The sequence below is a fragment of the Candidatus Devosia phytovorans genome, from assembly GCA_029202405.1.
Taxonomy (GTDB): domain Bacteria; phylum Pseudomonadota; class Alphaproteobacteria; order Rhizobiales; family Devosiaceae; genus Devosia; species Devosia phytovorans.
The window spans coordinates 2,642,682-2,668,532 of record CP119312.1; the positions used below are offsets into that span (position 1 = coordinate 2,642,682).

24 protein-coding genes are annotated in these 25,851 nt (G+C 63.8%); 6 read left to right on the forward strand and 18 right to left on the reverse strand.

Going from position 1 to position 25,851, the window contains the following annotated elements:
* Positions 1–29: 29 nt before the first annotated feature.
* The 9 genes from rsmD to P0Y65_13125 form a co-directional block, all read right to left on the reverse strand.
* Positions 30–593 (reverse strand): 16S rRNA (guanine(966)-N(2))-methyltransferase RsmD, encoded by a 564-nt coding sequence (rsmD, locus tag P0Y65_13085; protein WEK03135.1) that lies wholly within the window; start codon positions 591–593, stop codon positions 30–32.
* A 3-nt stretch (positions 594–596) separates the two neighbouring features.
* The gene (locus P0Y65_13090) at positions 597–2,447 is read right to left on the reverse strand and encodes a pseudouridine synthase (protein WEK03136.1); all 1,851 of its coding nucleotides are present in this window, start codon (positions 2,445–2,447) and stop codon (positions 597–599) included.
* A 104-nt stretch (positions 2,448–2,551) separates the two neighbouring features.
* Positions 2,552–3,277, reverse strand: coding sequence for a hypothetical protein (locus P0Y65_13095; GenBank protein ID WEK03137.1), 726 nt, complete (start codon positions 3,275–3,277; stop codon positions 2,552–2,554).
* A 106-nt stretch (positions 3,278–3,383) separates the two neighbouring features.
* Positions 3,384–3,977 (reverse strand): signal peptidase II, encoded by a 594-nt coding sequence (gene lspA / locus P0Y65_13100; GenBank protein WEK03138.1) that lies wholly within the window; start codon positions 3,975–3,977, stop codon positions 3,384–3,386.
* Positions 3,974–6,952, reverse strand: a complete 2,979-nt coding sequence (ileS, locus tag P0Y65_13105) for an isoleucine--tRNA ligase (GenBank protein WEK03139.1) — start codon at positions 6,950–6,952, stop codon at positions 3,974–3,976. The genes lspA and ileS overlap by 4 nt, the downstream gene beginning before the upstream one ends.
* A 208-nt stretch (positions 6,953–7,160) precedes the next feature.
* Positions 7,161–8,132, reverse strand: coding sequence for a bifunctional riboflavin kinase/FAD synthetase (locus P0Y65_13110; GenBank protein ID WEK03140.1), 972 nt, complete (start codon positions 8,130–8,132; stop codon positions 7,161–7,163).
* Positions 8,133–8,136: 4 nt separating this feature from the next.
* A complete protein-coding gene (locus tag P0Y65_13115) occupies positions 8,137–9,003 on the reverse strand; it encodes a TIGR01459 family HAD-type hydrolase (protein ID WEK03141.1) in 867 nt (288 codons plus the stop codon).
* Between the two features lie 102 nt (positions 9,004–9,105).
* Positions 9,106–10,332, reverse strand: a complete 1,227-nt coding sequence (locus P0Y65_13120) for an EAL domain-containing protein (protein ID WEK03142.1) — start codon at positions 10,330–10,332, stop codon at positions 9,106–9,108.
* 110 nt (positions 10,333–10,442) lie between these two features.
* On the reverse strand, positions 10,443–11,624 hold the full coding sequence (locus tag P0Y65_13125) for an ROK family transcriptional regulator (GenBank protein ID WEK03143.1): 1,182 nt from the start codon (positions 11,622–11,624) through the stop codon (positions 10,443–10,445).
* Positions 11,625–11,823: 199 nt separating this feature from the next.
* Between P0Y65_13125 and P0Y65_13130 the strand changes: the two genes are divergently transcribed.
* Entirely contained in the window at positions 11,824–13,251 is a 1,428-nt protein-coding gene (locus P0Y65_13130; GenBank protein WEK03144.1) for a sigma-54 dependent transcriptional regulator, read from the forward strand.
* Between the two features lie 149 nt (positions 13,252–13,400).
* Here the strand turns inward: P0Y65_13130 and P0Y65_13135 are convergent, their stop codons facing one another.
* Both P0Y65_13135 and P0Y65_13140 read right to left on the reverse strand, forming a co-directional pair.
* Positions 13,401–14,312: a DMT family transporter gene (locus tag P0Y65_13135; protein ID WEK06797.1), complete on the reverse strand. Its 912-nt coding sequence runs from the start codon at positions 14,310–14,312 to the stop codon at positions 13,401–13,403.
* A gap of 80 nt (positions 14,313–14,392) precedes the next feature.
* The gene (locus P0Y65_13140; GenBank protein WEK03145.1) at positions 14,393–14,587 is read right to left on the reverse strand and encodes a hypothetical protein; all 195 of its coding nucleotides are present in this window, start codon (positions 14,585–14,587) and stop codon (positions 14,393–14,395) included.
* Positions 14,588–14,745: 158 nt separating this feature from the next.
* Between P0Y65_13140 and P0Y65_13145 the strand changes: the two genes are divergently transcribed.
* Positions 14,746–15,555 carry an alpha/beta hydrolase gene (locus tag P0Y65_13145; protein ID WEK03146.1) on the forward strand — a complete coding sequence of 270 codons (810 nt, stop codon included), beginning with the start codon at positions 14,746–14,748 and terminating at the stop codon, positions 15,553–15,555.
* 568 nt (positions 15,556–16,123) lie between these two features.
* On the opposite strand, the gene P0Y65_13150 is transcribed toward P0Y65_13145, so the two are convergent.
* Entirely contained in the window at positions 16,124–16,486 is a 363-nt protein-coding gene (locus tag P0Y65_13150) for a DUF427 domain-containing protein (protein WEK03147.1), read from the reverse strand.
* Between the two features lie 184 nt (positions 16,487–16,670).
* Between P0Y65_13150 and P0Y65_13155 the strand changes: the two genes are divergently transcribed.
* The 4 genes from P0Y65_13155 to P0Y65_13170 all read left to right on the forward strand — a co-directional run bounded on the left by P0Y65_13155 (position 16,671) and on the right by P0Y65_13170 (position 19,951).
* The gene (locus P0Y65_13155) at positions 16,671–16,961 is read left to right on the forward strand and encodes a co-chaperone GroES (protein WEK03148.1); all 291 of its coding nucleotides are present in this window, start codon (positions 16,671–16,673) and stop codon (positions 16,959–16,961) included.
* A 55-nt stretch (positions 16,962–17,016) separates the two neighbouring features.
* Positions 17,017–18,657 carry a chaperonin GroEL gene (gene groL, locus P0Y65_13160; protein WEK03149.1) on the forward strand — a complete coding sequence of 547 codons (1,641 nt, stop codon included), beginning with the start codon at positions 17,017–17,019 and terminating at the stop codon, positions 18,655–18,657.
* Between the two features lie 132 nt (positions 18,658–18,789).
* The gene (locus P0Y65_13165) at positions 18,790–19,026 is read left to right on the forward strand and encodes a BrnA antitoxin family protein (GenBank protein WEK03150.1); all 237 of its coding nucleotides are present in this window, start codon (positions 18,790–18,792) and stop codon (positions 19,024–19,026) included.
* A gap of 58 nt (positions 19,027–19,084) precedes the next feature.
* Entirely contained in the window at positions 19,085–19,951 is an 867-nt protein-coding gene (locus P0Y65_13170) for an SEL1-like repeat protein (protein WEK03151.1), read from the forward strand.
* Positions 19,952–19,954: 3 nt separating this feature from the next.
* Here P0Y65_13170 and P0Y65_13175 read toward each other — a convergent pair whose 3' ends face one another.
* From P0Y65_13175 to hisS, 6 genes are read right to left on the reverse strand one after another with little or no spacing between them, the layout of a single operon-like run.
* Positions 19,955–20,707, reverse strand: a complete 753-nt coding sequence (locus P0Y65_13175; protein ID WEK03152.1) for a TSUP family transporter — start codon at positions 20,705–20,707, stop codon at positions 19,955–19,957.
* An 8-nt stretch (positions 20,708–20,715) separates the two neighbouring features.
* Positions 20,716–21,900, reverse strand: a complete 1,185-nt coding sequence (locus P0Y65_13180) for a glycosyltransferase family 2 protein (protein ID WEK03153.1) — start codon at positions 21,898–21,900, stop codon at positions 20,716–20,718.
* Positions 21,901–21,958: 58 nt separating this feature from the next.
* Complete coding sequence (locus P0Y65_13185) at positions 21,959–22,174, reverse strand: hypothetical protein (protein ID WEK03154.1); 216 nt, start codon at positions 22,172–22,174, stop codon at positions 21,959–21,961.
* A gap of 2 nt (positions 22,175–22,176) precedes the next feature.
* Complete coding sequence (gene hisG / locus P0Y65_13190) at positions 22,177–22,884, reverse strand: ATP phosphoribosyltransferase (GenBank protein WEK03155.1); 708 nt, start codon at positions 22,882–22,884, stop codon at positions 22,177–22,179.
* Positions 22,881–23,945: an ATP phosphoribosyltransferase regulatory subunit gene (locus P0Y65_13195; GenBank protein WEK03156.1), complete on the reverse strand. Its 1,065-nt coding sequence runs from the start codon at positions 23,943–23,945 to the stop codon at positions 22,881–22,883. Before P0Y65_13195 ends, hisG begins: the two co-directional genes overlap by 4 nt.
* On the reverse strand, positions 23,942–25,357 hold the full coding sequence (hisS, locus tag P0Y65_13200; protein WEK03157.1) for a histidine--tRNA ligase: 1,416 nt from the start codon (positions 25,355–25,357) through the stop codon (positions 23,942–23,944). Before hisS ends, P0Y65_13195 begins: the two co-directional genes overlap by 4 nt.
* Between the last annotated feature and the right edge of the window lie 494 nt (positions 25,358–25,851).

Genomic DNA, 25,851 nt, shown 5'->3' on the forward strand with positions numbered 1-25,851 from the left:
GCCGGGGTGAAACCGAGTTTGTGAAGCGACTAAGCGTCTTCCCCAAACGTCAGAAAATACACCGCCGCAGCACCATACTCGCGGCGGTCATCCATCGTGAAACCCGCGGGGATCACCACCTCGGCTTCCACGCTTTCCTCGAACACAACAGTCGCGCCCTTGGCCAGCCAGCCGCCGGCGGCAATGCCCACCAGCGCCTGTTCGCCCAGACCCTTGCCATAGGGCGGGTCGAGAAACACCAGATTGAACTGGCCGAAGGTGCCGGGCTTGCCGAGATCGGTGGCGTCGCGACGCAGGAGCTTGGTGACGCCCCCTGCCCCGAAAGCCTCGATATGGTCGCGGATCAGGCCGCGCGCTTCGGCGCCGGTGTCGACGAAGGTGACATTGTTGGCGCCGCGTGACAGGGCTTCGAGGCCCAGCGCGCCGGTGCCGGCGAAGAGGTCGAGCACGCGCACATCATGGAACACCGGACCGAGGCGGCTGGCGAGGATGTTGAACATACTCTCGCGGGCCCGGTCGGACGTCGGACGAATGCTGTCGTCCGACGGCGAGTTGAGCTGCTTGCCGCGGAATTTTCCGGCAACAATGCGCATGGCTTAGCCCCGCGGCTTGCGCGGACCAGACGGGCGACCGGCTCCGCCGGCACCGGGCCGCCCAGCACCACCGCCTGGACGGCCACCCGAAGACGGACGACCGCCGCCACCGGGACGACCGCCGCCGGGCTTGCCACCAAAGCCGCCGGGGCGGGGGCCACGGGCGGGGGCAGCGCCATCGCGCTTGGGCACGGGCTTGCCATCGGCGCGGGTGCGCGGCTTGCCATAGGTCTTAGCCTCGGAGCCGAACTCATCCCGACCGGGGCGGGTCGGACGCTCGCCACGCGAGGGACGCTCAGCGCGCTCGGCAAATGAACGCCCACCCTCGGGACGGAAGCGGGCCGGCTTGTCGGAGAAGTTACGGCCGGGGCGCTTGGCCTCGCCCTTGAAGGCGGCGCCTTCGCCCTTTTCGCTGTCGGGACGGACGCGCGGCGTGAAGGCCGGACGCTCGCCAGCGGCAGCTACGTCGCCACGGCGCGGGCCGCGCGGCGTGCCGGTGAATTCACGCCCCTGGGGCGGACGGGCGCCCTCGGCACGGCCACCACGTGGACGGTCACCGAAATCACGCTCGGGACGCGCACCGGCGGGACGACGATCATCATCGCGACGCGGGCCGCGCGGCTTGTCGCCGAAGGTTTTCTTGTCACCAAAGGGCTTCTTGTCGCCAAAGGACTTCTTGTCACCAAAGCTCTTGCCAGCCGGACGCGGCGCGGCCTTGCCGAAGGTTTTCGCCGACTGGTCGTCGCGATCGGGGCGCTGCACCACGCGGGTATTGCGCTTGGCGACGAATTCTTCGGGCGCGCGACCGTCCTCATCGAAATGAATGTGGCGCGGCGGCGGTGCATATTCGTCGTCGCGGCTTTCCTGCTGCTTTGCCATGGGCTTGCGGCTGTCAAAGCGGCCGGGACGATCCTGGCGCGGCCGTTCGGCGCGCCATTCTTCCTCGGTCTTTTCAGCGCCATCGGTGAAGCGGAAGCGCTGGCGGGCGATCTCGACGGTGTTGGTGCCACGGCCGGTCAGGCGATCGCGGGTCGGCTTGCCGACAAGGGCATTGGCTTCGGCCGGCATGTCGCTGTCGAAATCGACATCGGCGGCTTCGGCGAGCTTCTTGCCGAGCTGGTCGCGCAGCATCTTGGCCTTGATGGTCTCGACGCCACCAACGGGAATGTCGCCGAGCTGGAACGGGCCATAGGAAACGCGGATCAGGCGGTTCACCTCGAGGCCGAGCGCGCCAAGGACATTCTTGACTTCGCGGTTCTTGCCTTCGCGCAGCGCCAGCACCAGCCAGACATTGGCGCCCTGCTCGCGCTCGAGGGTGGCTTCAATGGAACCGTATTTGATGCCATCGATCTCGATGCCGTCCTTGAGCTTGTCCAGCGCCGCCTGGGTCACCGTGCCATGGGCGCGCACGCGATAGCGGCGCAGCCAGCCGGTGGCGGGCAGTTCGAGAACGCGCTTGAGGCCGCCGTCATTGGTCAGCAGCAGCAGCCCTTCGGTGTTGATATCGAGGCGGCCGACGGTGACGACGCGCGGCAGGCCATGGGTTTCGAGGTGCTCGAAGATGGTCTCGCGACCTTCGGGATCCTTCTCTGTGACCACGAGGCCGGCGGGCTTGTGATAGAGCCAGACGCGGGTGCCCTGGCGGGCCGCGAGCGGGGCGCCATCGACCAGTACCTTGTCGCGGCTGGTGACGTTGAAGGCAGGGGTGAGAACCTTCTTGCCGTTGACCACGACGCGGCCCTCGGTGATCCAGACCTCGGCGTCGCGGCGGGAGCAGAGGCCGGAGCGGGCGATGACCTTGGCGAGACGATCGCCGGTTTCGGGCTGGGCAGGCTTTTCGGATTTGTCGCTCATGGCGAGGTCTTTCATGTCATGCGGGACCCAAAACGGGCGGCGCGGAAAAGGCGAAGCGGCCGGATTATCCGGCCGCTTGCAACAGGCTTGTTTGACGGGTCGTTCTAGTTCTGACCGGTTTCGCTCTTGGTCAGGCCGACGCCCTGGGTGTTGCTGATGGCCGTGCCCGAGGACAGGGCCGGCGTGGAGCGGCGGCGCGCATCCTGGATGGCCTTGCGGACCTCTTCGGGGCAGCGGGCGTCGCTGAGCGAGACCACTTCGCCATTGCCAATGGAACAGACCAGTTCGGCATCGCCGACGCGGGTGAAATATTCGGCCGGAGGCAGGTAAAGCGGACGATCGGAATTGGCGACCGACACGTCGAGATTGTTCTTCTGCATGCGGGCGGTCAGCGTGCGGGCTTCTTCCTCGGTCAGCGGACGGCCGGCGACCGAGTTGAGGTCCACGACCTTGGCATTGCGCAGGCGCTGCAGGTCGGCTTCGCTCAGATTTGCCGTGTCGATGCGGACGGTGTCGCTGTTGACCGGCAATTGGGCGGCAGCGGCCTGGGTGGTCGGGGCTGGCAGGGCCTGACCGGAACTGGGCAGAACCAGCGGCGCGCGGGCCTGGGTGAGGTCTTCCTTGGGCGCTTCGCCGGGCACGAGGCCCACGCCACGGGCCGTCGAGGTCATGACTTCGCGCTCGAAGGTGCCAATGTCGGTCAGCGCATTGCCGCCTTCGACAGTGGTACAGGCGGCCAGGGCAAGGGCCATGAAGCCGACCAGTGCCACCGAAGCGGCGCGGCCAAGGGCATTCAGATTTGCCTGCTGCGCGGTCAATCCAATACGCATGAAAGGTCCTTCACGATTTCGGCGGCTTATAACGCACTTTGGCCCGTAAGACCAGATTCAGGCAAGACCATGTTGAGCGCGCGATTTTGCCAGTGAAATGTGCCGCTCAGCTAGTGCTGGCGGGCTTGCGCGCCTTGCCGAGGCCCAGCAGGTCGACGATCAAAAGTATGACACCGAGGGTGATGGCCACGTCGGCGACGTTGAAAATATAGAAGGACCAGCTGCCCCAGTGCAGGTGGAAGAAATCGGCTACGGCGCCATAGATCAGCCGGTCGATGGCATTGGACAGCGCGCCACCGATACAGAAGGCGAGGCCCAGCCGCACCACGGGAGAATCCGCCCGCACCCACCAGGCCGAGAGCGCGACTATGGCCACCAGCATGACCACGCCCAGCGCCCAGACCGGCAGGCTGTCGAAGAGGCCATAGGAAATGCCGGTATTCCAGACCAGCACATAGTCGAAAAAGTCGGTGACGCGAACGACTTCGCCACCGCGCCAACCGGTCATGGAAAAGGGCACGAAGCTCGAAAAGATTTCCACGCAGGGCGCAGCGCCGACGGCGATGCATTCACCGGCGACCTGGAAGGCCTTGTGCGCGCGATCAAGGCCAAAGGCCAGGATCGCCATGGTCAGCGAGACATAGACCGAGGGCTGCAGCCATGCGCGCACGGCGGCAGCCTTGTCAGTGCCCGCCGTCATGCGGGCAGACCCGCCGCAGCGCGCTCGCGCAGGGCCTGGGCGTCGCGCGGGGAGACGTCGGGATAGTCGGGATCGGAACCCACTTCGGGCAGCACTTTCCACGAGCGGGCGCAGCGCTGGCCTTCAGCCTTGGCAAAGACGACCGACACGCCGGGCACTTCGGGCAGGCTGAAACCGCCGACCGGGGCGGCATGGCCATTGGCCAGGGTCAGCGCCGAAGTGATGGCGATTTCGGCGAGGTCCACATCGGCAACGGCTGCGGCCAGTGCCGGATCGGTGATGAAGACCTGCGGAGCCGCTTCCAGCGAGGAGCCGATGACCTTTTCGCGGCGACGGATTTCGAGCTCGCCGGTGATGACGCGGCGCACGGCGCGCACCTTGTCCCACTTGGCGGCCAGCGCGTCATTGAGCCATTCCGACGGCACCTCGGGGAAGAGACGCAGGTGGACCGAGGAGCCGGCTTCCGGATAGCGCTCGAGCCAGACCTCTTCCATGGTGAAGACCAGGATCGGGGCCAGCCAGGCCGTCAGGCAGCTATAGAGCTGGTTGAGGACGGTCAGCGCCGCCCGGCGCTTGATGCTCGAGATCGGGTCGCAATAGAGCGCGTCCTTGCGGATATCGAAGTAGAAGGCGCTCAGCTCGATATTCATGAAATTGCCGAGGAGGCTCACGACCCGCCGATAGTCATATTCCTTGTAGGCCGTGCGGACCTGGCCATCGAGCTGTGCCAGCCGATGCAGCATGAGCTGTTCGAGCTCGGGCATGTCGGCAGGCGCGACCTCGTCCTTGGCGTCGTAATGGGCCAGGTTGCCGAGCAGCCAGCGCAGCGTGTTGCGCAGCTTGCGATAGCTGTCCACGGTGGTCTGGATGATTTCCTTGCCCAGCCGCAGGTCTTCCGAATAGTCGGACGATGCCACCCAGAGGCGCAGGATATCGGCGCCGTATTGCTTGATGATGTCCTGCGGGGCGACGGTGTTGCCCAGCGACTTGCTCATCTTCTTGCCTTCGCCATCCATGGTGAAACCATGGGTCAGCACGCCCTCATAGGGCGCATGGCCATTGGTGGCGCAGCTTTCGAGCAGCGAGGAGTGGAACCAGCCGCGGTGCTGGTCGCTGCCTTCGAGATACATCGAGGCCGGGAACTTCAGATGCGGCCACTTCTGTTTGTTGCGCAGCACGAAAGCGTGGGTCGAGCCGCTATCGAACCAGACGTCAAGCACGTCGCGGACCATCTCGTAGTCATCGGCCTTGTAGTCGGCACCGAGGTAGCGCGCGGCTGCCCCGTCCTTGTACCAGGCGTCGGCGCCTTCTTCCTCGAAGCTCTGGGCGATGCGGTGATTAACCGCCTCGTCCTTGAGGATCTCGGACGTTTGCTTGTGCACGAAGACCGTGATCGGCACGCCCCAGGCGCGCTGGCGGCTCAGCACCCAGTCCGGGCGATCGGCGATCATGGCGCGCAGGCGGTTCTGCCCGGCGGCGGGATAGAATTTGGTGTCATTGATCGCCTTCATCGCTCTGGCACGAAGAGTGTCAGAGCTGAGTAGCTTTGATCCATCTGTGATGCTTGGGCCCGTGATGTCGACCTTATCGGGGCTCAACACCTTGTCCATATAGACGAACCACTGCGGCGTGTTGCGATAGATCACCGGCTTCTTGGAGCGCCAGGAATGGGGATACTGGTGCTTGACGCGGCCACGGGCAAACAGCTTGTTGGCCTCGATCAGCGCCGTGATGACGCGCTGGTTGGCATCGCCCTTCTTGCCATTGTCGTCGATGACGCGAGCGCCGTCGAAGCCGGGCGCGTCCTTGGTATAGAAGCCGTCGTCGCCCACGACATAGGGGATGGCGGAGTCGATACCCTTCTCGCCCAAGAGGCGCGAGGAGTTCATCCAGATTTCAAAGTCGTCGAGGCCGTGGCCGGGCGCGGTATGCACAAAGCCGGTACCGGCGTCATCGGTGACGTGTTCGCCATCGAGCAGCGGCACGGCAAATTCATAGCCGCCGCCAAAGCCCTTGAGTGGATGCGACAGGGTCATGCCGGCCAGATCGGCAGCGCTGACGTCGGCAAGGCGCTTGAGCGTGAGCTTGGCCTTGGTAGCGCTTTCGGCGGCCAGCTTGTCGCCAAAGATCAGCTTTTCTCCGGCCTGCGGGCCGAAGTCGTTCTGCGCGCTCTCGACCTCGTAAAGGCCATAGGCGACCCGGGAGGAGAAGCTGACCGCACGGTTGGCGGGGATGGTCCAGGGCGTGGTGGTCCAGATGACGACGGAGGCGTCGCCATGGGCACCAGCAGCAACCGGGAATTTCACCCAGATGGTGTCGCTCTCATAGTCGGCATATTCGATCTCGGCCTCGGCCAGCGCCGTGCGCTCGACCACCGACCACATGACGGGCTTGGACCCGCGATAGAGCTGACCGGATGTCGCAACCTTCATCAACTCACGGGCGATCTGGGCTTCGGCGTCAAAGCTCATGGTGAGATAGGGATTGTCCCATTCACCGAGCACGCCGAGGCGCTTGAATTCCTCGCGCTGGATATCGACCCAGCTTTCGGCAAAGCTGCGGCATTCCTGGCGGAATTCGACGACCGGAACCTCGTTCTTGTCCTTGCCCCTGGCGCGATACTGTTCCTCGATCTTCCACTCGATAGGCAGGCCGTGGCAGTCCCAGCCCGGCACATAGGCCGAGTTGAAACCGAGCATCTGCATGGAGCGAGACACGAGGTCCTTCAGCGTCTTGTTGAGCGCGTGACCGATATGGATATTGCCATTGGCATAGGGCGGGCCGTCATGCAGCGTGAAATGAGGACGATCCTTGGCCTGCTCGCGCTGCAGGGCATAGAGGTCCATGTCTTCCCAGCGCTTGAGCCAGCCCGGCTCGCGATCGGGCAGGCCCGCGCGCATGGGGAATTCGGTTTCCGGCAAAAACAGCGTGGCCGAGTAATCGGTTTCGGCGGCGCCCGTGGCGGTATCGGTCATGGAAACGGCAATCGGAAAGGGGAATTTGGGCCGCCTTGTAGCAAGGCAGGGCGGATGGGGCAAAGGTTGATTTGATCTCAAGAGGGTACCCCCTCCTAACCTCCCCCTAATAGGGGGAGGGACTGCGCCGGTGATTCTGGATGGATAGCGCCACAAGCTCGATCGGTCCCTCCCACTGTTCAGGGGGAGGATAGGTGGGGTATTCTTGCTAAGCCAAAAACCCCAGCTTCGCATCCAGTTCGCTCAGCGGTTTTGCCTCGGCCAGCGCCGCACGCGCCTTGCGCGAATCCCGGTCCATGGCCGCGATCAGCTCATCGAGACCCGAAAACACTTCCTGACCACGAATATGGGCAATCAGCGCCACGGAAATGGTCTGGCCGTAGATATCCTCGTCGAAATCGAAGAGATGGGTCTCGAAGGGTGGGCGCTGGTTGTTGAACATGGGCTTGCCGAAGGCGGCGACGCCATCGAGCAGGCGGGAGCCGAGCCGCGCGCGGACGGCATAGACGCCCTGGGCCAGCTGGAAATTGGCATGGGTGGTCGTATTTGCCGTCGGATAGCCGAGTTCCCTGCCCCGCTGGTCACCATGTACGACGCATTCGTCGAAGAACCAGTGATAGCCGAGCAGGCGGTTGGCGGCGGTGACGGCGCCTTCGGACAGGGCGGCGCGGATGCGCGAGGAGGAGATCACCTCGTCGCCCTCGTCCATCAGGTCGAGCACTTCGACGGCAAAGCCCATTTCCTCGCCGGCCGCCCTGAGGAAATTGGGCGTGCCCCGGCGCTGGCGGCCAAAGTGGAAGTCGGCGCCGACGATGGCACCGGTGACGCCCAGCGCATCGACCAGAAAGCGATCGACGAAATCCTCGGCTTCGATCTGGGAGAAGGCGCGATCGAAATTGAGCACGGCGATGGCATCGAGTTCCATGGCCTCGGCCAGCCTGGCTTTGGCGTCGCCATCGGTGAGACGGAACATGAAGGGGGCCGGGGCGAAGACGTCGCGCGGATGCGGCTCGAAGGTCAGCAGCACCGCCGGCACATTGGCTTCAAGCGCCCGGGCCTTGAGCCGTTCCAGCACCTTCTGGTGACCGCGATGGAAGCCGTCGAAATTGCCGATGGCGACATAGGCGCCGCGCAGCCGGTCCGGCACGGCATCGAGACTGTCGAGACGCAGGAAGCTCATCGAATCACCAGGAAAGGCGCGGCAGGAAGCCAGCCATATGGGCGCGGCTCGGTGCCACCAGGTCGGCGATGGCCTGAGGATCGGGCTTGCCGAAGGCATCGAGTTCGGCGGCGTGGATCGAGCCCGTGACAAACAGCAGATCAATGCCGAACTGGGCCGCGCCCGTCGCATCGGTGCGCACAGAGTCGCCGATGGCCAGCACGCACGCCTTGTCGAGCGGTCCGCCATGCGCCTCTTCGGCGAGGCGGAAGGCTTCCTCGTAGATCGGCTGATAGGGTTTTCCCGCCATCAGCACCATGCCGCCCATCGCAGCATAGAGATCGCCCAGCGCGCCGCCGCAATAGATGATCTTGTCGCCATGTTCCACCACCCGATCGGGATTGGCGCAGATCATGGGCAGCTTGCGGCTGAGCCAGAACTTGGCACGCTCGCGATACATCTCGGGCGTATCTTCATCGGTGTCGAGATCGGTGACGACGACCACTTCGGCCTCTTCCGGACCGGTGCGACGCACGTCGAGGCCCTCGTAGAGCGCATCGTCCTCGGTGGGCGGGCCAATATGGTGGATGGCCTTACCGCGGTATTTGGCAATCATCGCGCGTGTCGCATCGCCGGAGGAAACGATCGCGTCATAGGACTGACGGTGCACGCCAAGCCGGTCGAGCATTTCGACGATGGGCCCGGAGGGGCGCGGCGCATTGGTGATGAAGACCACCTTGCCACCGGCTTCGCGGAATTTGGTCAAGGCGTCGACGGCGGTCGGAAAGGCATGAACGCCGTTGTGGACTACCCCCCAGACATCGCTCAGCACCGCATCGTAGCGCGACGCCAGATCAGAAAGGCCGGAAATATTGGGTAGTGTGCTGGTCATCGCGATGGTCCGATGCGTTCAGGATGCCGTTCTATGTGGCAGCTTGCCCCTCGGGATCAAGCAGAAACACCCATCAAGCCGTTCGCCATGGCTGCAGGTCTGCTATTCGACCCGGCGCAATTGCGGCATCGGGCGGACGCCATCGACCACCAGATCGGGCCGTGCGGGGCCGGCCTCGGCGATATAGGGGCCCTGGACGAGGACGATGCCATCCTCGAGCAATTCGATGATCTGGCGCTCGTTGACGATGCCGGTGCCGAGCAGCTTGATGTCGAAGCGGGCGATGTAATTGGCGATGTCGGAAGCATGGAAATCGGTGAAGCTGGTCGGCTCCTGCAGGAAGCGCGCCGCATCGATGCGCAGGGAACGCACGCCCTGGGCGGCGATCTCGGCAATGTCGATGCGCAGCGAACGCACATTGGTCAGCGAGAAGCCGGCGCCCTTCTTGGCGATGGCATCGGCAATGGCGCGCTCGCCCGTGGTCAGGCCCTGCCAGTCGGTCTCGCTGATGGTGAAGATCATGCCGGCATTGATGGCGCGATTGGCTTCGAGCGTGACCAGCAGCTGCTCGGAGGCCGACGAATCGCGCAGCGTCGCGCGCGACAGCGGGACGTAGAGCGTCAGCTGCTGGCCGCTGCTGCGGGCGCGGCGGGCAATGGTGATGGCCTCGACGAGGCCCACTTCCTCGATATGGCGCAGCAGATCGTCGCCGCCCTTGAGCGGCGCGAAATCGCTGCGATCGGCCAGCACGCCATCGTCCATGCGCAGGCGCGGCACCAGGTCATAACCCTGCGGCCGGCGCTGAGGCAGCGTGACGACCGGCTGGATGTGATAGACGAGCCGGTCTTCGCTCAGCGCCTGGCGCAAGTATTCGATCGGAATGGTCGGCTCGGCCTCGCGCAACGGCGGCGGCGCGACTGGGATCATGCGCTCGCGGCCAACCGGCTGTTGGGCCGCCTTGCTGCGCTCTTCCATGTCCGAAACGGCTTCGGCGACCTGGCGGATCACTGTGCCGAGCACGGAAATATCGGCTTCGACGCCTTCAAGGCGGGCGCCGGCGTTGACATCGGCCATGGCATTGATGCGCTGGCCAAGCACGGCGCCAGCCTGGGCATCGGTGGCCAGCAGGCGGGAGAGGTCTTCGATGGCTTTTTCGAGCCGGCTCTCGGCCCGCACGCGCAGGCGGCGTTCCATCATCACGACGCAGACGCAGCCAAAAACCACGGCGGCCAGAATGGCTTCAGCGGGGGTGAAGGTCAGCCCAAAATAGGCAACGGCCCCGAAGGCGGCTGCAGCAAAGGCAATGAACGTATAGACCAATGCCTGCACGGGCGATCCTCAAACCCTTCCCCAAGCGCCGGGATTCGGCATTCCCTCTTAGCATTGCACAGGCACGGGCAAAAGCGCGCAACCGGGGCTGTCCCAAGCCAATTTGGCCGTCAGGTGACGAAGAGGTCCCAGGCGCGGGCGAAGAAGCGCCGGAACAGCAGCATCTGCGCCACGCCATTGGCCGCCGCCGAGGCGCCCAGCTTGCCCAGGGCCAGGGCCGGCACCGGACGGGAATAGGGCATCAGGCCGAGATGGTGCTCGACGCGCTCGACCAGCCGGGCCATCACGTCGCGCGGCAGGATGCCGTCGATGACGATGAGTTCGACCTCGATGACGGCGCTGGTGTTGAGCACCGCGACCGCCAGGGCCCGGGCTGCGTCTTCAAGCCAGGCTTCGCCCACCGCGCCCAGGGCCGACCAGTCCCAGCGGGTCGAGCGGCTGTCGGGCAGCTTCAGTCCCGCCGCCTCGCAGCGCCGCTGCAATACGAGCAGCGAGGCAATATCCTGCACCGAGGTCGGCTTGCCGGAAGCATCGGGCACGATGATATCGCCCAGGCTCGCGCCATTGCTGCTGCGGCTTTCCCAAAGGCTGCCGTTGATCAGGATGCCCGAGCCGAGGAAGGCCCCGACATAGAGGCAGGCAAAGCTCGCCGGCCAGGGTCTGGGCAGGGCCAGCCATTCGCTCCAGGAGGCCGCACTGCCGTCGCTGATGCTGCTGGTTTCGAGCCCGGTCAGGCCCTGCAGATGGGCGGTGATGTCGAGACTGCTCCAGCGCGCGATCTGCCGGGCCGAGGCGCCGAGCGCCTCAAGACCCTGCTCGATATTGCGGGAGATACAGACGCCGATACCGATCAGCCTATCCGATTGGCGCTGGGTCAGGCCGGCGCGGATGGTGGCGATCTCGGCGGCGATATCGGCAAAGATCGTATCTGCATCGAGCAGGTCATGGCTGCGACTGATGCTGGCGAGCGTCTGGCCGGTCATCGACAGCAGCATGACCTCCAGGCTGCGCCAGCCGATTTCGACGCCGATCACACAGGCGCCATCGGGATTGATGAACAGCGGGGTGGCCGGCTGGCCGCGCCGGCCGCGCAAGGGTTCGCCGCGCATCACCAGGTCCCGCGATTCCAGTTCGGCCAGGATGCGCGACGTGGTCTGCGGCCCCAGCCCCGAGAGGCGGGCGAGATCGGCATTGGACGAGCCGGGATTGACCGCCACGAGGGTCAGGACGGCCCGCTCGTTGGCGACGCGGACGCCCGACTGAGCAAAGCCCCGGGCACCCGGTTCATTCATGTCGACGGCAAAGTTCCTGTGCATGATCCTAGACTTAACCGGGTATGGCGGATGCGATCAAGCGACAAAGCCGCGGCGCGACGCACGCATTTTGCAAGCGATCGGAACCAATTGTTTACCCTGATGCGAAACAATCACCTCAAGACCGGCAGGACAGGTGTCCACAGCCGGCGTGACGATGTGGCGAAGGGCGAACTGCATGGCGATGCACAATCGAGGCAATGACGAGTCCTTTGGCCGATTGCTGCTGATCGACGCCGATTCGGACGGCGCGCCGCTCCTGGCCGAAGCGCTCGGGCTCAGCCTCGACGGCAGCCTCGGCATTTCCATTGCCACAGGCGGTCGGCAGGCGGCCGAGCGGCTGCGTGACGGCAAGTTCGATATCGTGCTCGCCGATCTCGCGAGCCTGCGCGATCTCAGCGAACGCAGCGACGATGCGATGACCCGCCTGGTGCGCCTGGCCGATGGCGCCCTTGTGGTGGCGCTGTCGGATGGTGCCTCGGTCACTGCGGCGGTCGGGGCGATGCGCGCCGGGGCGCATGATTATGTCACCAAGCCGATCAGCGGCCCGGCCATGGCCACGCGCCTCGGCGAGCTGGCGCAGCGGCATGGCAAGGCGCGCGCGCTCAGCATCGAGCCGCGCCGCAAGGGGTTGAGCGATTTTGCCGGCTTCATTGGCGCCTCGAGCGCCATGCAATTTGTATATGAGCAGATCGGGCGCATCGCCTCGTCCTCGGCGCCGGTCTTCATCACCGGTGAGAGCGGCACGGGCAAGGATGTCTGTGCCGAGGCGCTGCATGCCACGGGACCCCGTGCCAACAAGCGGCTGGTGGCGATCAATTGCGCGGCCATTCCGCGCGACCTGATGGAAAGCGAATTGTTCGGCGTGGCGCGCGGCGCCTTTACCGGCGCGCATGACGACCGCAAGGGTGCTGCCGAACTGGCCGATGGCGGCACGCTGTTCCTCGACGAAATCGGCGAGATGGATCTGTCGCTGCAGAGCAAGCTGCTGCGCTTCCTGCAGACCGGGACGATATCGCGCGTCGGCGAATCGGGAGTGCGGCAGGTCGATGTGCGGGTGATCTGCGCCACCAATCGCAATCCGATGCAGCTGATCTCGGAGAAGAGGTTCCGCGAGGACCTGTTCTATCGCCTGCATGTGCTGCCCATCCACCTGCCGCCGCTGCGCCAGCGGCCGACCGACATCATGGTGCTGGCCCGGCATTTCCTCGACCGCTATTCGAGCGAAGAGCACAAGCCTTTCACCGGCTTTGCGCCCGATGTCGCCAACCTGCTCACCGCCGCCGAGTGGAAGGGCAATGTGCGCCAGCTGCAGAACCTGATGCGCCGCCTCGTCGTCATGCATGACGGCCAGGAAGTGACCATGGATATGCTGCGCACTGCCGATATCGAGCAACACGGGCTGACCGCAGCCGTCGAACCCACTCCGCGGGGCGAACGCAAGCAGGCGGTATTGCCCATGTGGCAGCAGGAGCAGCGCATCATCGAGGATGCCATCGCCAACTTTGGCGGCAATGTTTCGCTGGCCGCCGCAGCGCTCGAAATCAGCCCGTCGACCATTTATCGCAAGCGACAGGGCTGGGCCGACATGGCGGCTGCCAGCTAGGACCAATCGACATTCAGTTCAGGCTGAGCTGAAAATGGCGGTTTTCGAGCACCGGAGCGCAGCGTACGTTTGGGTGCGTGAGCAGCGGAAGCGCAGAAAACTGGCGTTTGCAGGCCAGCATCAGTTGAAGGTCGATTGGTCCTAAGCCATTACTGCGGCGTGCCGGCTTCCTTGGCGCGCCGGCGATCAAGCCCGAGATAGTGCTCGCGCAGGATGATGGCGATGCCCGAGCCGATGATGATCAGGGCACCGGTGATCATGGACAGCGTCGGCACATCGCCGAAGGCCAGAAAGCCGATGGCCAGGGTCAGCAGCAGCGAGACATATTCGAAGGGCGCGATGACCGACATGTCGGCATAGCGATAGCTCGAGGTCATCAGCAATTGGGCAATGCCGCCGGCAATGCCTGCGCCGACCAGCATGGCCGCCTGTTGCGGCGTCGGCCAGATCCAGCCAAAAGGCGCGGCGAGCAGGGCCAGCACGCTGGCGCTGATGAAGAAATAGGTGACGATGGCTTCGGTGCGTTCGGTCGACACCAGCTGACGCACCTGCATCAGGGCAATGGCCGTGAGAAATGCGCCGCAGATGGCGGCTATCGCCCCGATGGTCGCGCCGTCGTTGCCGGCACTGCCGCCGGTAAAGACGGTGAGGCGCGGCCACAGGATGATGAGCACGCCGACCAGTCCGATGCTCACCGCCGTCCAGCGGAAAACGTGGACCTTTTCCTTGAGCAGCACGGCCGAAAGCGCGACGATCAGCAGCGGCGAAGCGTAGCCGATGGCCGTGGCTTCGGGCAGCGGCAGGCGCGTCAGGGCAAAAAACCCGCAGCCCATCGAGGCGACGCCAACCAGTCCGCGCAGCACATGGCCAAAAGGCCGCTGGGTGCGAAAGCCGTCGCTCATCCGGCCCTTCCACAGCAGGAAGAGCATGACGGGGAGCAGCGCAAAGAAGGAACGGAAAAAGACCATCTGCCCGGCGGGCACGGTCTCGGTCGCCTTGAGCAGCGAGGCCATCACCACGAAGAAGGCGACCGACAGCACCTTGAGCGCTATGCCCCGCATCGGGCCGCCCGAATAAGGTGCCGGGCTAACGGCCTGTACTGATGCGGATGTGGTCACGACGGTCTCGCAGGTCGAGCGGGCTACTTGCCGGAGGATTGCTCCAGCTTTTCCTTGGCGATGCGCGCGGTGGCGAAAGCCTTGTGCTCGGGACCGACGGCCGAGCCAGTCTTGACGACATTGCCGGCTGCGTCGTGGAGTTCCCAATGCCAGTTGGCGTTGGGGCCGCTGCCGCCCTTGAGGCGCAGCTTGATCTGAAGCGAGTTTTCTTGGGTCATTTGTGCCTTATGGCGCAGCTTGGCGTGGGGTGGAAGGGAAAACTTTCTGCGAAACGCTCGACCGGGCCCACGGTTCACAATTGTTCAATCAGCACGGTCGGCCGGAACAGTTGGCGCAACCTCCCGTTGCCTTGCCAGAGACAACAAGGAGAATTGTCATGGCTCATTCAACTGCCCTGCATGTGGAAGATACCGGTGGCACAGGCCGTCCAGTCGTGCTCATCCATGGCTGGCCGCTATCCGGCAAGGCCTGGGAAAAGCAGGTCCCTGCCCTGGCGCAGGCCGGCTATCGCGTCATCACCTATGACCGTCGCGGTTTTGGCGCGTCGGGCAAGCCGGCTGACGGCTATGACTATGGCACGCTGGCCAATGACCTGTCGGATCTGATCAAGGATCTCGATCTCGAGAATGTCACCCTGGTCGGCTTCTCCATGGGTGGCGGCGAAGTCGCCAAATATGTCGCCGACCACGCCGAGGAGCGGTTGCATTCGGTCGTTTTCGCCGGCGCCGTGCCGCCCTATTTGATGCAGGGTCCGGATAATCCAGAAGGTCCGCTGACCAAGGAAAAGGCCGGCGAGATGGAAGCAGGCCTCAAGCACGACCGCGCCGCTTTCTTCGACCAGTTCACCAAGGGCTTCTTCTCTGCCAAGGATGTGCTGAAAGTGTCCGAAGAGGACCGGCAGAAAGCCATCGCGCTCTGCCAGCAGTCCGACCAGACCGCGGCGCTGGGCTGCATGAAGTCCTTCGGCACGACCGATTTCCGCGATGACCTGACGAAAGTCACCGTGCCGACGCTAGTCATTCACGGCGATTCCGATGGCGTGGTCCCCTTCGAAGGCTCTGGCAAGCGCACGCACCAGGCCATCGCCGGCAGCCAGCTGGTGGTCGTCCCGGACGCCCCACATGGCTTTAACGTCAGCCACGCCGAGGAATTTAACGCGGCGCTGATCGCGTTTTTGAAGAACTGAATGGTCCGGAGCTTCCGCTAACGCCGGAGCCATCCTCCCCCGCCGGCGGGGGAGGGGACCACGCATGGCGTGGTGGAGGGGGAGCCGCTTGCGCCAAAACTTCAATGGCCAGTTCTTTTGGATATCTTAGCCCGCTGCTCCCCTCTCCACCACGCTTCGCGCGGTTCCCCTCTCCCGTGAACGGGAGAGGAAGCCTTCAGACATTCCAACTCCTGGCGCATTCCCCGCATGCCAGTGGTGGTTTTATTCCAGCCCATTAGCCACTTACCCGACCCGGCAAGATACTTTTCCCCGCCCCTCAATTTCTCCCGCATACTCTCCCCATTCCCGTCAGACACGCGGTGCCGACGCAGCACCGGGCGGGGAGGCTGGAGATGGGGGCGCCCATTTGGCCGGGCTGAAAGTCGGCACCTGGGCTTGCGACAATAGTCCCCGGTGAGTTCCGGACCCGGTGAGAAAACTCCAGACCGTGACGGGCGGCCATTGGCTCGCACTTCACTAGTAGTTTCTGGGCCAATGGCCGCCCGTCATCCGTGAAAACCGCATTGCAGGCGGCGCTTTCGCACGCCTAAACTTCGGAGGTCCGATATTCGATACGGTCGCCCCAGAAAGCGAGATAATCGCGGATGTCCTCGACCAGAGGACAGGGATCGGGGTAATACCAGACCTGGTCCGGGCCATCCGCCGTCAGGGTCTTGATGTTGTAATAGTGCGCCTCACCCTTGTAGGGGCAGGTGGTGCGGGTTTCGGAAAGTTCGAGCACATCCTCGCGTATATCGGCCCGGGGAATATAAATCCGCAGCGGGGCGCCCGGCTCGTCGAGCTCAAGGGCATTGAGCGACGAACCGATCTCGGCATCATCGAACAGCACGTGGACCCGGCCCTTGGCGGGAGTGATCTTGATATCCTTGTCCAGACATTGACGCGTCATGTTGGCCTGCCATCTTCCTGATTCATTGGTCAGCAAGATCAACGCACCAGATAAAATCAGGTTCACCTTCCTTGACTCTGCGGGGCCCCGATCCTTATATCCCCGTCACCCTGTTAGCACTCTATATTGCCGAGTGCTAATGGTGCCAAAATTGCATTCTCGAATGCTGCCATAGGAGCAAAACATGGGCTTTCGTCCTCTGCACGACCGCGTGGTCGTCCGTCGCCTCGACAGCGAAGAAAAGACCAAGGGCGGGATCATCATCCCCGACACCGCCAAGGAAAAGCCGTCTGAAGGCGTGATCGTTTCGGTCGGCCCTGGCGCCCGCGACGATGCCGGCAAGATCAACGCACTCGACGTCAAGGCTGGCGATCGCGTGCTGTTCGGCAAGTGGAGCGGCACCGAAGTCAAGCTCGACGGCGAAGATCTGCTGATCATGAAGGAATCCGACATCATGGGCATCGTCGAGGTCTAAGACCTCCCTGCCCTACTGTCTTTCCCCCACTCACTCTCTTTAAGGAGCGCCCCTCATGGCCGCTAAAGAAGTAAAGTTCTCCACCGACGCACGCGACAAGATGCTGCGCGGCGTTAACATCCTGGCCAATGCGGTCAAGGTGACCCTGGGCCCCAAGGGCCGCAACGTCGTGATCGAAAAGTCGTTCGGTGCTCCGCGCATCACCAAGGACGGCGTGTCGGTTGCCAAGGAAATCGAACTCGAAGACAAGTTCGAAAACCTCGGCGCACAGCTGCTGCGTTCGGTCGCGTCCAAGACCAATGACGTTGCTGGCGACGGCACCACCACCGCAACCGTGCTCGGCCAGGCGATCGTCGTCGAAGGCGTCAAGGCTGTTGCCGCCGGCTTCAACCCGATGGATCTCAAGCGCGGCATCGACCTCGCTGTCGAGGAAGTCGTCAAGTCGCTGCAGGGTTCGGCCAAGAAGATCACCTCTTCTTCGGAAGTCTCGCAGGTCGGCACCATTTCTGCCAACGGCGAAACCTCGATCGGCGAGATGATCGCTGAAGCCATGCAGAAGGTCGGCAACGAGGGTGTCATCACCGTCGAAGAAGCCAAGACTGCAGAAACCGAACTCGACGTCGTCGAAGGCATGCAGTTCGACCGCGGCTACCTGTCGCCCTACTTCGTGACCAATGCCGAGAAGATGACCGCCGTTCTGGAAGATCCCGTGATCCTCCTGCACGAAAAGAAGCTCAGCAACCTCCAGACCATCCTGCCGCTGCTGGAATCGGTCGTTCAGTCGCAGCGCCCGCTGCTGATCATTGCCGAAGACATCGAAGGTGAGGCTCTCGCGACCCTCGTCGTCAACCGTCTGCGCGCCGGCCTCAAGGTCGCTGCCGTCAAGGCTCCTGGCTTCGGTGATCGCCGCAAGGCCATGCTCGAAGACATCGCCATCCTGACCGGTGGCCAGGTCATTTCCGAAGAACTCGGCATCAAGCTCGAGAACGTGACCATCGACATGCTCGGCACTGCCAAGCGCGTTGAAATCACCAAGGAAAACACCACGATCGTTGATGGCGCCGGCACGGCCGAAGACATCCAGGGTCGCGTTGGCCAGATCAAGGCGCAGATCGAAGAAACCACTTCGGACTACGATAAGGAAAAGCTGCAGGAACGCTTGGCCAAGCTCGCCGGTGGCGTTGCAGTGATCAAGGTGGGCGGCTCGACGGAAGTCGAAGTCAAGGAGCGCAAGGACCGCGTCGACGACGCGCTGAACGCCACCCGCGCTGCCGTTGAAGAAGGCATCGTCCCCGGCGGCGGTGTTGCCCTGCTCCGTGCTTCGAACGCCTTGACCGTGACCGGTGCCAATGCCGACCAGGCTGCTGGTATCGCCATCGTCAAGCGCGCTCTCCAGGAGCCCGTGCGCACCATCGCCAATAATGCTGGCGCTGAAGGTTCGGTCGTTGTCGGCAAGATCCTCGAGAACAACTCGGCGACCTTCGGCTACAACGCCGCCACCGGCGAATATGGCGACCTCGTTGCCCTGGGCGTCATCGACCCGGTCAAGGTTGTCCGTCATGCCCTGCAGGACGCAGCTTCGGTTGCATCGCTCCTGATCACCACCGAGGCCCTCATCGTCGAGGCTCCCAAGGACGCAGCACCGGCAATGCCGGGCGGCGGCGGCATGGGCGGCATGGGCGGCATGGACTTCTAGTCCAGCCTCTCCAAGAGCTTCGAGGTTCGCGTCTTCCCAGTCACGAACTTTGCGAGAAAGGCGCAGCGGCAACGCTGCGCCTTTTTCTTATCCCCCTGCCGGAATAGGCTGGCATAGTGGGCAATGGAGGAAATGATGCGACCACCCAGACGCGGTAGTGCCTATGATCAGGCTGAGGCTGCCTTCAAATCGGCAACGAGCAAGCCTGCGGCCCCTGCTCCGGTGAAGTTGGCTAGTCCGCCCGAGGGCAAGGAGTTGGTGTCACTGCGGCTCGACCGTGCCGTGCTGGAGCATTTCCAGGAGGACGGACCGGGCTGGCAGGACCGGATCAATGCTGCGCTGCGCGCCGCGGCAGGGATCGACAGCTAAGCATTTGACAGTGACGGAAAGGCGTTTCATTTTCCGGTGGTTTTATCTGGAGGTGTTTATGTCCAAGCGTTTAGGTCTCGCTCTCGTCTGCCTTCTGGCGCTCAATCTTTCCGCCACCGGCGATGCTTTCGCGCAAAAGACCAAGACCAAGGACACGACCACAACCCAGTCACAGACCAGCCCGCTGGATCCGAACGATCCGGACGATCTCGAAAAAATCCTGGACGAGGCCGACGACGCCTATTTCACCGCCGAGGGCGTCGAGCCCGACTACGAATATGCTTTCGAAATGTACATGCTGGCGGCCGAGGTCGGTGATGCCTATGCGATGAACCGCGTGGCGCTGATGTATGACCGCGGCGAATTCGTCGAACTCGACTACGAAATCGCCTTCGAATGGTATCTGAAGTCGGCCGAAGCAGGCTTGGCGGCGGCACAGAGCAATGTGGGCAGCATGTATAGCGCTGGCGATGGCGTGGGGCGTGACTATGCCGAGGCCATGAAGTGGTTCCGGCTCGCAGCGGACAATGACTATGCCTACGCCAATTACGCCATCGGCGACCTGTTCCTGGCCGGCAATGGTGTCGCCGAGGATGCCGAAGAAGCGACCGCCTGGTACAAGAAGGCGTCTGATGCCGGCGATGCGAATGGCCATTGGGCGCTGTCGCTGCGCTATCTCTATGGTGATGGCGCCAACAAGGACAGCCAGCTCGCCGCCGAGCTCGCCTACAAGGCGCTGACGCAGGGCCTTGAGATCGCGCTTGAGGAAATCCAGGAGATCGGCAGCGCCGATACCTCTCCCAACTACCGCCGGACGCTGCAGCAATTGCTCAAGGATGGCGGCTATTACACCGGCGCCATCGATGGCAGTTTCGGCCCGGCGACGCAGCGTGCGGTCGAGGCGGCATTCAATACGGCCGAATAACGCCTAGCTGAAAAACAGCAGGCGCACGGCCAGCACGATACAGACGACCACAACGACGGGGCGGATGAGTTTTGCCCCGTAGCGGATGCCGGTGCGAGCGCCGATATAGCCGCCGGCGATCTGACCAATGGCCATGGCCACGGCGGCCGGCCAGACGACGGCGCCGGCGGGAATGAAGATCACCAGCGCCGCGAGGTTCGAGGTGAGGTTGAGCACCTTGGTATTGCCCGAGGCGTGGGTGAGCCCCAGACCGAACAGCGTCACGAAGCATATGGTGAAGAAGGAGCCTGTCCCCGGCCCGAAAATGCCGTCGTAAAAGCCGATCACGAAGCCGATGGCTGGCACCAGAAGGCGGAATGGCAGGCGGGCGTGGCGGCTGTCGTCGGAGAGGTTCGGCGCGAAGAGGAAATAGAGCGCGATGGCGATGAGGGCGACGGGGACCGCCATCTGCAGCAGGTTGGTATCTACGCTCCTGACGACAGAGGCGCCGAGCAGGCTGCCGGCGAAGGTCATCGCGATGGCCGGGATCAGGCGCTGCACCGAGACATAGCCGCGGCGCCAGAAGGTTACGGCGGCCATGGTTGTGCCGACGACGCTCTGCAGCTTGTTGGTGGCCAGCGCCGAAACCGGTGGCAGGCCGGCAAAGAGCAAAGCCGGAATACTGATCATACCGCCGCCGCCGGCGATGGCATCAACAAAACCGGCGAGCATGCCGACCGCCGCGAGGGCGAGGAGGACGAGGGGATCCAAGATCATGGAGTGTCTTACTTGCCCGGCGGCGTTTCGGCGATGCGGCGCTCGTAGATGGGAATGTTCATGATGGAGGACATGAAGCCGCTCATCATCATCTGGAAGCCGCCGACGAGGGCCGTCATGGCGAGGATGACGGGACGCAATGTGCTGCTGGGATTGAGCGGGCCGAAATCGCGCACGGCCCATTGGCCGAGGCCCCAGAACAGGGCCACCATGCCGATCAGCATTAAGCCGACGGCGACGATCAGGATGCGCTCGAGGGTCAGCGCTTCCAAAATCCGGTCATAGTGGCCGGACTTGGGGATGAAGCCGTAACGCGAAGCGAAGCGGCGACCGATGACGGCAAAGGAAATCGACTGCAGCCCGACGATGATGCAGAGCGAGGCGACAAGGAAGGTGTGAATGTCGAAGACAACACCACCATAGCGCGCCGGACCCGGCAGCAGGATGGCGCCGACGACCAGGCCGACCCAGAGCAGCGCCATGCCGGGATAAAGGAAGAGCCAGCGTGGAGAAAACAGCAGCAGGAAGCGCAGGTGGCGCCAGCCATCGCGGAACGAGCGCAGATGGGGCGGACGGGAGCGACCGTCCTTGGCGAGCCTGGTTGGCACTTCGCGCAGGTCGAGCTGGGCCAGCGAGGCCTTGACCACCATTTCGGAGGCAAATTCCATGCCCGACGTGCGCAGGTTGAGCCCGAGGATGGCTTCGCGGGAAAAGCCGCGCAGGCCGCAGTGGAAGTCGCGGATCGGGGTATTGAAGAACACCCGACCGACGGTGCTCAGCACCGGATTGCCGATATAACGATGATGCCAGGGCATGGCGCCCGGGGCGATGCCGCCCTTGAAGCGATTGCCCATGACGAGTTCGGCGCCATCGCGCAATTGCTCAATGAAGGCGTCGAGATTGGCGAAGTCATAGCTGTCGTCGGCATCGCCCATGATGATGTAGCGACCCCGGGCGGCCTGGATGCCACCGCCCAGCGCTGCGCCATAGCCACGCTGCGGCACGGGGATGACGCGGGCGCCCAGACCTTCGGCAATGGCCTGCGAGCCGTCAGTCGAACCGTTGTCGGCGATGACGACTTCACCCGAAATGCCCGTGCGCGCGAGGAAGCCCTGCGCCTTGCTGATGCAGCTGGCCAGCGTCTCGGCCTCGTTGAGGCAGGGCATCAATATGGTCAGTTCGACGTCGGCCACTTACAGTCCCCCGGCCCTATGCGCTGCTTGTGCCGTGATTTGTCGCATCTGGCAATTCTCAGTCGCCACCGCCACCACCATCGCCGCCGCCGTCGGAACTGTCGGCGTCGCCGTCACGGGATCGGCTGCCGCCGTCTCCGCTGGTCGCCGGCCCGCCATCGCCACCCGCATCGCCGCGGCGGCGTCTCGACTTGCGATGTTCCTGCCACATCAGGCCGGCGATCATGGCCAGGAAAAGCAGGATCGAGATGGTGTTGAAGTCGATCCGCTCCATGGTCAGAAGCCCGCCTGCGTGTCCAACCGTGCCAGGACCGCATCGAGCTGTGCCTTGCGGCTTTTGGAAAAGCTGGCGGTGCGCGAGACGATGAGGCACGCCTCGCTCTGCAGCATGATGCCATCCTCCAGCACACGCAGGCCATTGGCGGCCAGCGTCGAGCCGGTGGTGGTGATATCGACGACGATATCGGCCACGCCGGAGGCTGGAGCAGCCTCGGTGGCGCCGAGGCTTTCGACGGTGCGGTATTCGGCTATGCCGGCTTTGGCGAAATGCTGGCGGGTGATGGTGATGTATTTGGTGGCGATGCGCATCCAGCGGCCGTGACGGCTGCGGAAGTCTGAGGCGACGTCGGCCAAGTCGTGCATGTGCGTGACGTCAATCCAGGCTTCCGGCACGGCGACGACGCAGTCCGCCTTGCCGAAGCCGAGCTTGCTGGCGATGGAGACCGAGGCCGGACCGCTTTCGCTGGTCTCATGAATCAAGTCGAGGCCGGTGACGCCAAGGTCGATATTGCCGCGGATCAGCTCGCGGGCAATTTCCGAGGCCGGAAAGAAGCGCACGGTGATTTCGGGCATGCCTTCGATGGCGCCGAGATAGGAGCGCGCGCCGCCCGGGCGGGTTATCGTCATGCCCTTGGCGGCAAACCAGTCGCGCGTCAGCTCTTCGAGCCGTCCCTTGGAAGGCACAGCCAAAGTGATACCGCTCATGGGGAAACCTCCTGCTCGAGACGGTCAACCCAGACCGAGCAGCCGGAGGCGGCGATGGGCGCCTTGGCGCCGAGACGTTCGAGAAGGCGATCGTATTGTCCGCCAGAGGCAAGAATCTCGCCGCGCGGCCCGGTCATTTCAAAGACGATGCCGGTGTAATAGTCGAGGCGCGGCGAGAAGCTGGCGTCGAATGTGACGCGAGCCTCGCCCAGGCCATTGAGGTGGCGGCGGATGGCGCGGATCGGCGCACCGAGCATCAGTTTGTGCTGGGCGGCCAGTGCCTCGACGCGCGACAGGGCCTGCAGCACCGGTCCCGAAATGGCGAGATAATCGCGCAGGAGCTTCAGCGTCGATGCCGGTACCTGGGCGGCGTCGAGCGCCTGCTGTTCGAGGTAGCGGTCGGCGATTTCGTCGGGTGTGCGGCCTTCCGAGAGGCTGAGGCCGGAGGCGACCATCTGCTCGGTGACGGTCTCGACCAGTGCGCCGCGGCTCGGCTGCTTTTCGCGCGGCAGGTCGGGCGCGGCTTCGAGCCGGGTCAGCAGGCGGTCGAGCGCTTCGGTGTGGCCGAAGCGATTGCGGATGCGCGGGCGCCAGGCGTCAGGCATGTCGGCCTGTACCAGCAGGGCTTCGAAAAGGCCAACACCGCCGAGGCGGATATCGGGGGCGACGCCATAGATGGAGAGGGCGGCACGGGCGAAGGTCAAAACCTGGTCGAGGGCGACGTCGCCATCCAACTGGGCGAGGAGTTCGATGCCGGCCTGGTCGAATTCAGCGGGGCCGGTTTCGCGCTGGCGAAAGATCGGGCCCATGTAGGAAAAGGCGGCCGGAGAGCCGACGCCATCGGCGATATAGGCGGTGACGATGGGCAGGGTGAAATCGGGACGCAGGCAATATTCTGCGCCCCTGGTATCGGTGGTCAGCAGCAGGCGGCGGCCAAATTCCTCGCCGGCCAGATCGAAATAGGGATCGGCCGAGAGGAGAAGCGGCGGCGTGGCGCGGGTTGCGCCCTGGGCTTCGACCAGCGCATCGAGCTGGGTACGGCGAAGGGCGGGGTTGGTCATTGCTCGCTCAGCAGTTTGGCGACGGCGGCGACGAGGTCTTCACGCTTGATCTCGAACTGGCCAGGCCGGGCGGCCTTCCACTCGGCATTGTCGGTAATGGCTTCGGCGGCCTGCTTGCCGGCGATCAGATCCTTGATCTGCAGGATGCCCTGCTCGCGTTCCTGGCTGCCCTCGATGATGACGATGGGCGAATTGCGCTTGTCGGCATAGGCAACCTGCTTGCCGAAATTCTTGGTATTGCCCAAGAACATTTCGGCGCGGATCCCGGCCTTGCGCAGCTCGGACACCATGGCCTGGTAGCCAGCCATCTGTTCCTTGTCCATGACGAGGACGACGACCGGACCGGCTGGCTCGGTGGCGCCGAGATTGCCAGTAAGCTTGAGCGCATTGGCGAGGCGCGAGACGCCGATGGAAAAGCCAGTGGCTGGCACAGGCTCGCGACGGAAGCGCGAGACGAGGCCGTCATAACGACCACCGCCACCCACCGAACCAAAGACCACATCCTGACCCTTCTCGTTCTGCACTTTGAAGGTCAGTTCGATCTCGAAGACCGGGCCGGTGTAATATTCGAGGCCACGGACGACCGAGGGGTCGATCTTGATGCGGTCGGCGCCATAACCCGCGGCAGTGAACAGCGCCTGCATGGCGTTGAGTTCGGCGGTGCCGGCATTGTCGACGGGCTTGCCGCCAACATAGTCGAGTACCACTGCGCTCTGCTCATCGGATAGGCCCGCGCCCTTGGTAAAATCGCCGCTGTCGTCCTTGCGGCCGGCGCCGAGCAGGAGTTTGACGCCTTGGGGACCGAACTTGTCGAGCTTGTCGATGGCGCGGAGTACGGTGAGCTTCTGCTCATCTGTGGTGACGCCAGCGGCTTCGAGCACGCCGTCGAGCACCTTGCGGTTGTTGACGCGGACGACGTATTTGCCCTCAAGGCCAAGCGCATCCATGACGTCGGCCATCATCATGCACATTTCGGCATCGGCCTCGGGGCCGCCGGCGCCGACAGTGTCGGCGTCGAACTGCATGAACTGGCGGAAACGGCCAGGACCGGGCTTTTCATTGCGGAAGACATAGCCCTGGCGATAGGAGCGATAGGGCTTGGGCAGGGTCTCGAAATTGTCGGCGAAATAGCGGGCGAGCGGCGCCGTCAGGTCGTAGCGCAGGCTCATCCACTGTTCGTCATCGTCCTGCAGGGAGAAGACGCCGGCATTGGGCCTATCGGTGTCGGGCAGGAACTTGCCCAGGGTCTCGGTATATTCAAAGAGCGGGGTTTCGACCGGGTCGAAGCCATAGCGTTGATAGACCGCCTTGATCCTGTCGATCATCTGGCCGACGGCGGCGATTTCGCCGGGCGTGCGGTCCTCGAAGCCGCGCGGCAGGCGCGGGGCGATGAGCTTGGTCTTTTCGGTCATTGAAACGTCCTTGAAAGTCGCGCCGTTCCTAGCGGATCGGGGGGAATGAGACAACAGGCGAGCCGATGCGCCCGTCTGACTTTCGTCAGCGGCTTTCGGCACCATGCTTTTCGCCCGCGTGGTTGGGCGGAACCCGAGACGGCTTTCGCCTCTGGATAATTTAAAAGCGAGACGGAAGCCGTCCCGGGTTGCCGGTTTTTGGCTCAACATCGGTTATCGCGGACTGTGATCCTTGCCACAGCCGGCCGATGCTCGGACCTGCACGCGCCAGCGAAAGCCGTGCCCGGCGCCCTTCACCACTGTTCGCCTGCAGGCCGCCCAAGTGAAGAGGCTGAAAAGAGTATGAGCGCGGAAGTGGGGGCGGGGATAACTCATTGTGATCTTGATCGTAAGTGACTGAGGGTGACGGAAACAAACTCGATGCCAACCTTCCCCCACGAGGGGAGAAGGTTGGCCCTGAGGGCGTTGCGGCTTCACGCCTTCAGGGTCGTCTC

Excerpts from the sequence above, each read along its gene's own strand:
- P0Y65_13175 (WEK03152.1), bottom strand. The coding sequence starts at position 20,707 with ATGATCTTGGATCCCCTCGTCCTCCTCGCCCTCGCGGCGGTCGGCATG.
- ileS (WEK03139.1), bottom strand. The coding sequence starts at position 6,952 with ATGACCGATACCGCCACGGGCGCCGCCGAAACCGATTACTCGGCCACG.
- P0Y65_13155 (WEK03148.1), top strand. The coding sequence starts at position 16,671 with ATGGGCTTTCGTCCTCTGCACGACCGCGTGGTCGTCCGTCGCCTCGAC.
- groL (WEK03149.1), top strand. The coding sequence starts at position 17,017 with ATGGCCGCTAAAGAAGTAAAGTTCTCCACCGACGCACGCGACAAGATG.
- P0Y65_13165 (WEK03150.1), top strand. The coding sequence starts at position 18,790 with ATGATGCGACCACCCAGACGCGGTAGTGCCTATGATCAGGCTGAGGCT.
- P0Y65_13150 (WEK03147.1), bottom strand. The coding sequence starts at position 16,486 with ATGACGCGTCAATGTCTGGACAAGGATATCAAGATCACTCCCGCCAAG.
- rsmD (WEK03135.1), bottom strand. The coding sequence starts at position 593 with ATGCGCATTGTTGCCGGAAAATTCCGCGGCAAGCAGCTCAACTCGCCG.
- P0Y65_13130 (WEK03144.1), top strand. The coding sequence starts at position 11,824 with ATGGCGATGCACAATCGAGGCAATGACGAGTCCTTTGGCCGATTGCTG.
- P0Y65_13135 (WEK06797.1), bottom strand. The coding sequence starts at position 14,312 with ATGCGGGGCATAGCGCTCAAGGTGCTGTCGGTCGCCTTCTTCGTGGTG.
- P0Y65_13110 (WEK03140.1), bottom strand. The coding sequence starts at position 8,132 with ATGAGCTTCCTGCGTCTCGACAGTCTCGATGCCGTGCCGGACCGGCTG.
- P0Y65_13140 (WEK03145.1), bottom strand. The coding sequence starts at position 14,587 with ATGACCCAAGAAAACTCGCTTCAGATCAAGCTGCGCCTCAAGGGCGGC.
- P0Y65_13115 (WEK03141.1), bottom strand. The coding sequence starts at position 9,003 with ATGACCAGCACACTACCCAATATTTCCGGCCTTTCTGATCTGGCGTCG.
- P0Y65_13095 (WEK03137.1), bottom strand. The coding sequence starts at position 3,277 with ATGCGTATTGGATTGACCGCGCAGCAGGCAAATCTGAATGCCCTTGGC.
- P0Y65_13185 (WEK03154.1), bottom strand. The coding sequence starts at position 22,174 with ATGGAGCGGATCGACTTCAACACCATCTCGATCCTGCTTTTCCTGGCC.
- lspA (WEK03138.1), bottom strand. The coding sequence starts at position 3,977 with ATGACGGCGGGCACTGACAAGGCTGCCGCCGTGCGCGCATGGCTGCAG.
- P0Y65_13170 (WEK03151.1), top strand. The coding sequence starts at position 19,085 with ATGTCCAAGCGTTTAGGTCTCGCTCTCGTCTGCCTTCTGGCGCTCAAT.
- P0Y65_13195 (WEK03156.1), bottom strand. The coding sequence starts at position 23,945 with ATGACCAACCCCGCCCTTCGCCGTACCCAGCTCGATGCGCTGGTCGAA.
- P0Y65_13090 (WEK03136.1), bottom strand. The coding sequence starts at position 2,447 with ATGAGCGACAAATCCGAAAAGCCTGCCCAGCCCGAAACCGGCGATCGT.
- hisS (WEK03157.1), bottom strand. The coding sequence starts at position 25,357 with ATGACCGAAAAGACCAAGCTCATCGCCCCGCGCCTGCCGCGCGGCTTC.
- P0Y65_13125 (WEK03143.1), bottom strand. The coding sequence starts at position 11,624 with ATGAATGAACCGGGTGCCCGGGGCTTTGCTCAGTCGGGCGTCCGCGTC.
- P0Y65_13145 (WEK03146.1), top strand. The coding sequence starts at position 14,746 with ATGGCTCATTCAACTGCCCTGCATGTGGAAGATACCGGTGGCACAGGC.
- hisG (WEK03155.1), bottom strand. The coding sequence starts at position 22,884 with ATGAGCGGTATCACTTTGGCTGTGCCTTCCAAGGGACGGCTCGAAGAG.